This is a genomic window from Cobetia sp. (genome assembly GCF_983723665.1).
On the sequence record NZ_CFDJES010000158.1, the window covers coordinates 1 to 5,731 of the forward strand.

A 5,731-nucleotide genomic window follows, 5' to 3' on the forward strand; every position below is an offset into this window, starting at 1 on the left:
GCACGGATGACCACGAACGGCATCTCATAGACGAAGCAGGTCTGGGCGATGGCGGCGGCTTCCATCTCGGCGGCCAGCATGTCCGGGAAGCGTGAGCGAGTCAGCGCGACCAGCTCCGGGTCAGCCATGAAGATGTCGCCGGTGCAGATCAGGCCTTCACGCGCCTTGATCTCGCCCTGGGCTTCGACGCACTCACGCGCGATCTTCACCAGTGCCGGGTCTGACGGGTAGGCGGCCGGCATCTGCGGCACCTGGCCGTATTCGTAGCCGAACACCACGGCATCGACGTCGTGGTGACGCACTTCGCTGGAGATGACCACGTCGCCGATCTCCAGATCAGAGGCGAAGCCCCCGGCGGAACCGGTGTTGATGATGGCGTCCGGCTGGTAGCGCTCGATCAGCTGGCAGGCGCCCACGGCGGCATTGACCTTGCCGATGCCGGACTGCAGCAGCACGATCTTGAGGCCGTGCAGCTGGCCGACGTGGAAGGTGGAGCCGGCATGTTGAGTCGTGGTGCTGTCTTCCAGCAGCTCGGCGAGGATGGCGACTTCCTCGGCCATGGCGCCGATGATGCCAAGTGTCTTGAGGGACATGGTGAAATCCTGAAGCAGGGCCTGCGGGGCATCCTGTCATGCGATGCCCCGCGGCCGGGGGAGGTGTCAGCGAGAGGGTGCGTGCTTACTTGCCGGCCAGCTGGGCATCGTGCAGCTCGGCGGCGAACAGGGTGTTCTCCAGCAGCGAGGCAACGGTCATCGGGCCGACGCCGCCCGGTACCGGCGTGATCCAGCCTGCGCGCTCCGCCGCCGGGGCGAACTCCACGTCACCGACCAGCGAGCCGTTGTCGAGGCGGTTGATGCCCACATCGATGACGATGGCGCCTTCCTTGATCCACTCACCCTTGACCAGGCCCGGCTTGCCGACGCCGACCACGACGAGGTCTGCCTGGCGGACCTTGCTCTCCAGGTCCTTGGTGAAGCGGTGGCAGACGGTGGTGGTGCAGCCGGCCAGCATCAGCTCCAGTGACATCGGGCGACCGACGATGTTGGAGGCGCCCACGATGGTGGCGTCCATGCCGCGCACCTGCAGGCCGCTCTCGGACAGCAGCGTCATGATGCCCTTGGGGGTGCAGGGGCGCATTACCGGCAGGCGCTGCGCCAGACGACCGAGGTTGTAGGGGTGGAAGCCGTCCACGTCCTTGTCGGTACGAATGCGCTCGAGAATCGGGCGTGAATCGAGATGCGCCGGCAGCGGCAGCTGCACCAGGATGCCGTCGATGCTGGTGTCGTCATTCAGCTGGTCGACCAGAGCTTCCAGTTCCTGCTGCGTGGTGTCAGCGGACAGGCGGTGCTGGGTGGAGAGAATGCCAGCCTTCTCGCAGGCGAGGTGCTTGTTGCGGACATAGACCTCGGACGCCGCGTCTTCACCGACCAGCACGACGGCAAGCCCCGGAATACGTTCACCGGCATCACGACGCGCATCGACCTGACGGCCTACCTGTTGGCGTACGCGTTCGGCAATGGCCTTGCCATCTATCAGTTGTGCTGACATCAGCGATCATTCCTTCTCGTGGGCGATAAATGCAGGAGGGACAACGATGGCCAATTTTCGCATGCCTTGCCCTCCAGTCAACGCCGAATGACGACCTTGGTCGAAAGCTGTCATGGCTGTCAGGTCTTTCACGGGCGCCCGACAGGCCAGAAGACGGCGCCAGGAGGCAGTAGAGAGTGGGGTCATGTCATGCGGTTGTCGCCTTGACGCTCCCTCTGTAGAGGCGCAAGCAGAGGTAGAAGCAAAGGGAAAGACAAAGGGTGAAGCAGAGAGCGGAGTAAGGAGAAGGGTGGGGTGGATGGGGGAGGGTGATGGCAGAGAGGCAGAAGGCGTGAAGACGATAGTCAGTCCACCGGCGGCGCTCAGCCGTCGCAAGTCATCACTGCGTCAGTGGCAGAGGCGATGACAGGTAAGGCGTCTTGTATCAGCAAGGAGAGATGTTGGAGGCTGCAGGGGTGAAAGCCCATGACATGACATTGGCATGACAGCGCGAGGGGCAAACGAATCTTTTGGAAAGAATTCACGTAAGGGCTTGACCGCAGACGAAAGTTCGGTAGAATACGCCTCGCATCGACGGGGTTCGACGGTCGGTTGAAGACGGTTTCGGGATATAGCGCAGTCTGGTAGCGCGCCTGCTTTGGGAGCAGGATGTCGGGGGTTCGAATCCCTCTATCCCGACCACTTGAATACAACGTATCGCAAGGCTTCGGTCTTCTGAAACAGTATTCAGGGCTTTGTCCGGAGGTTGACTCGCAGCATTAGTTTCTGCGCCTATAGCTCAACCGGATAGAGCAACGGCCTTCTAAGCCGTAGGTTGCAGGTTCGAGTCCTGCTGGGCGTGCCATCGAGATAGCGATTCGTTATCGAAGTGGATGTCGGAATGCTCTTCATTGAGCCTGATGACTGCGACCAGACGATGTGAAGATGTTCATGCAGTGGTGGGTGTAGCTCAGTGGTAGAGCCCCGGATTGTGACTCCGGTGGTCGTGGGTTCGAACCCCATCATCCACCCCATTGCATGTCAGCTTGAGCAGTATCAACGAGATGGAGACGGCAGGCTTTCTGTCCAACCTCCAGAAGTGGTGGGTGTAGCTCAGTGGTAGAGCCCCGGATTGTGACTCCGGTGGTCGTGGGTTCGAACCCCATCATCCACCCCACGTCTCGATGAATATCAGGATGCTGCCTGGCCCACTTGGGCGGGCGGCATGCCGCAAAAGGGGGAGAAGGCCAATGGCTTTCTCCTCCTTTTTTTTGGTTTTTTCGCACTGCTCCATGCATGACGATTCCGGGTTGCCGGGCGCTCCAGGTGCCTGTCTGGCGGGTAGGTGGAGCAGAAAATGGCCGGGGTCCTTGAATAACTTGGACCAAGGCACCATATGAAAGGGTCATATCCGCGCTTGCCAGCGCGTGGCGGGGTTTCTACAATCTTCGCCTTTATGATTCGAACGCCACCAGTGGGTAGAGGAACTTTCATGCAAGCTTCTGTCGCAACGACTTCTCCGATCGAGCGCACGGTCACCATCACGGTGCCGGCTTCTGAAGTCGACCAGGCCGTCAACGCCCGTCTTCTGGAAACCGCCAAGACCGTTCGTCTGAACGGCTTCCGCAAGGGCCACGTGCCGATGGCAGTGGTGCAACAGCGTTACGGCAAGGACGTGCGCAACGAAATCGTTGGCGAGATCATGCGCCAGCATTACGTGACCGCCGTCACCGAAAACGAACTGAACCCGGCTGGCTGGCCGAAGATCGACGCGACCGTCGATGAAGCCGGCAAGGATCTGGAGTTCGTCGCGACTCTGGAAATCTACCCGGAAATCGAACTGAAGCCGATCGAAGGCGCTGAAATCGAGCGTCCGCAGGCTGAAGTGACCGACGCCGACGTCGAAGAGATGATCGAGACCCTGCGCAAGCAGAACGCCTCCTGGACCGACGTCGAGCGCGCTGCCGCTGACGGCGACCAGGTCAAGATCGACTTTGAAGGCTTCCTCGGTGAAGAGGCCTTCGAAGGCGGCAAGGCAGAAGGTCACGAGCTGGTGCTGGGCTCCAACAGCTTCATCCCGGGCTTCGAAGAGCAGCTGGTCGGCGCTGCTGCCGGCGACGACAAGGAAATCAAGGTTTCCTTCCCGGCTGACTACCAGGCCGAGCACCTCGCCGGTCAGGAAGCGACCTTCAAGGTCAAGGTCCACGCCGTCAAGGCTCAGGAACTGCCGGAAGTGAACGAAGAGTTCATCGCCCAGTTCGGCCTGGAAGCTGCCGATGTCGAAAGCTTCAAGGTGGAAGTGAAGAAGAACATGCAGCGTGAGCTGAAGAACGCGATCGAGAATCGCGTCAAGCAGCAGGTGCTGGCCGAACTGACCAAGGCCAACGACATCCTCGTGCCGCAGGCTCTGGCCGACCAGGAAATCGACGGTCTGAAGCGTCAGGCTGCACAGCAGTTCGGTCTGGGCGAAGACTTCGACGTCTCCCAGCTGCCGGGCGAGCTGTTCCAGGACCAGGCGGTCCAGCGCGTCAAGACTGGCCTGCTGCTCAGCGAAGTCGTCAGCAGCAACGAGATGGACGTCAGCGACGAAGAGCTGAATGCTCGCGTTGAAGAAATGGCTCAGCAGTACCAGGACCCGGCTCAGGTCACCGAGTACTATGGTTCCAACGAACAGGCTCGCAACCAGCTCAAGTCCGTGCTGCTTGAAGAGAAGGCCGTTGACAAGCTGCTGGCACAGGCTCAGGTTAAGGACGTTGCCATGTCCTACCAGGAAGCCCTGCAGGCTGCACAGCAGCAGGAAGAAGCAGAAGAAGAGTCTGCTGAAGCCGAAGGCGAGCAAGCCTGAAGCTTGGTTGACCCCTAGTGCTTGCTAGACCAGGACCCGGCTACGGCCGGGTCTCTGGTCAGTGGGCGGGGTAAAGTGGCATGCTCAATGGATATCAATGTCATCGGATGAAGGAAGCCCCCATGAACGACTTCGACATCAAGAATGCTGGCGGTCTGGTTCCGATGGTTGTCGAGCAGAATGCTCGCGGCGAACGGGCCTATGACATCTATTCCCGCCTGCTGAAGGAACGGGTGATCTTCCTTGTGGGTCCGGTTGAGGATTACATGGCCAATCTGGTCGTGGCTCAGCTGTTGTTCCTCGAGTCTGAAAACCCGGACAAGGACATCCATCTGTACATCAACTCGCCGGGTGGCTCCGTGACTGCAGGGATGGCGATCTACGACACCATGCAGTTCATCAAGCCCGACGTGTCCACCGTGTGCATCGGCCAGGCAGCCAGCATGGGTGCCTTGCTGCTGGCAGGCGGTGCCGCCGGCAAGCGCTACGCGCTGCCGAATTCCCGCGTCATGATCCACCAGCCGCTGGGCGGCTATCAGGGTCAGGCCACGGATATCGAGATTCACACCAAGGAAATCCTGACCATCCGTGAGAAGCTCAATCGCATTCTCGCGCACCACACTGGCCAGGACTTCGACACCATTGCCAATGATACCGACCGTGACAACTTCATGGCGGCCAATCAGGCAGTGGAGTACGGCCTGATCGATGCCGTGCTGGAACGCCGTCCCGACGTGGAGTGATCCGCGTAAACGGCTGACCTGACGTCGGCAAACATGCATTTCCGGCGGCTCCCCGGGGAGTCGCCGCCATTGAGAGGTACGCGAATGGCTGACGGCAAAGGCAAGGACGAGAACGGCAAACTGCTGTACTGCTCCTTCTGTGGCAAGAACCAGAATGAAGTGCGCAAGCTGATCGCGGGACCTTCCGTCTACATCTGCGACGAATGTGTCGATCTGTGCAATGACATCATTCGCGAAGAGGTCCTCGAAGCCGACGCCGAAGGTGATGATGATCGCCTGCCGGCGCCGCGTGAGATTCGTTCCACTCTCGACGATTACGTGATCGGCCAGGACCGCGCCAAGCGTGTGCTGTCCGTGGCGGTGTACAACCACTACAAGCGTCTGCGTGCCGGTCAGAAGGCCGCGGATGAAGTGGAACTGGGCAAGTCCAACATCCTGCTCATCGGCCCGACCGGTAGCGGCAAGACGCTGCTGGCCGAGACGCTGGCGCGCCTGTTGAACGTCCCGTTCACCATCGCGGATGCGACCACCCTGACCGAAGCGGGCTATGTCGGTGAGGACGTCGAGAACATCATCCAGAAGCTGCTGCAGAAATGCGATTACGATGTCGAGAAGG

5 protein-coding genes and 4 tRNA genes are annotated in these 5,731 nt (G+C 60.4%); 7 read left to right on the forward strand and 2 right to left on the reverse strand.

Features of this window, described 5'->3' with window-relative positions; all coding sequences use genetic code 11:
- On the reverse strand, positions 1-593 hold a 593-nt coding region (gene mtnN / locus AC4FAH_RS12760; RefSeq protein ID WP_490246152.1), incomplete at its 3' end, for a 5'-methylthioadenosine/S-adenosylhomocysteine nucleosidase.
- A gap of 85 nt (positions 594-678) precedes the next feature.
- Positions 679-1,548 (reverse strand): bifunctional methylenetetrahydrofolate dehydrogenase/methenyltetrahydrofolate cyclohydrolase FolD, encoded by an 870-nt coding sequence (folD, locus tag AC4FAH_RS12765; protein ID WP_054555494.1) that lies wholly within the window; start codon positions 1,546-1,548, stop codon positions 679-681.
- Between the two features lie 604 nt (positions 1,549-2,152).
- Here folD and AC4FAH_RS12770 point away from each other — a divergent pair.
- From AC4FAH_RS12770 to AC4FAH_RS12800, 7 genes are all read left to right on the forward strand, one after another.
- Positions 2,153-2,229: transfer RNA gene (locus tag AC4FAH_RS12770), tRNA-Pro, on the forward strand.
- 86 nt (positions 2,230-2,315) lie between these two features.
- Positions 2,316-2,392 (forward strand) — tRNA-Arg (locus AC4FAH_RS12775).
- Between the two features lie 94 nt (positions 2,393-2,486).
- Positions 2,487-2,561: transfer RNA gene (locus AC4FAH_RS12780), tRNA-His, on the forward strand.
- Positions 2,562-2,629: 68 nt separating this feature from the next.
- Positions 2,630-2,704: transfer RNA gene (locus tag AC4FAH_RS12785), tRNA-His, on the forward strand.
- Between the two features lie 315 nt (positions 2,705-3,019).
- Positions 3,020-4,372: a trigger factor gene (gene tig / locus AC4FAH_RS12790; protein ID WP_153636283.1), complete on the forward strand. Its 1,353-nt coding sequence runs from the start codon at positions 3,020-3,022 to the stop codon at positions 4,370-4,372.
- Positions 4,373-4,494: 122 nt separating this feature from the next.
- Entirely contained in the window at positions 4,495-5,115 is a 621-nt protein-coding gene (clpP, locus tag AC4FAH_RS12795) for an ATP-dependent Clp endopeptidase proteolytic subunit ClpP (RefSeq protein WP_043331300.1), read from the forward strand.
- 84 nt (positions 5,116-5,199) lie between these two features.
- On the forward strand, positions 5,200-5,731 hold a 532-nt coding region (locus AC4FAH_RS12800), incomplete at its 3' end, for a ClpX C4-type zinc finger protein (RefSeq protein WP_490246153.1).

What these genes read in the sequence shown, in the direction of transcription:
- folD (WP_054555494.1), bottom strand. Translation starts at nt 1,548, where the DNA reads ATGTCAGCACAACTGATAGATGGCAAGGCCATTGCCGAACGCGTACGC.
- tig (WP_153636283.1), top strand. Translation starts at nt 3,020, where the DNA reads ATGCAAGCTTCTGTCGCAACGACTTCTCCGATCGAGCGCACGGTCACC.
- clpP (WP_043331300.1), top strand. Translation starts at nt 4,495, where the DNA reads ATGAACGACTTCGACATCAAGAATGCTGGCGGTCTGGTTCCGATGGTT.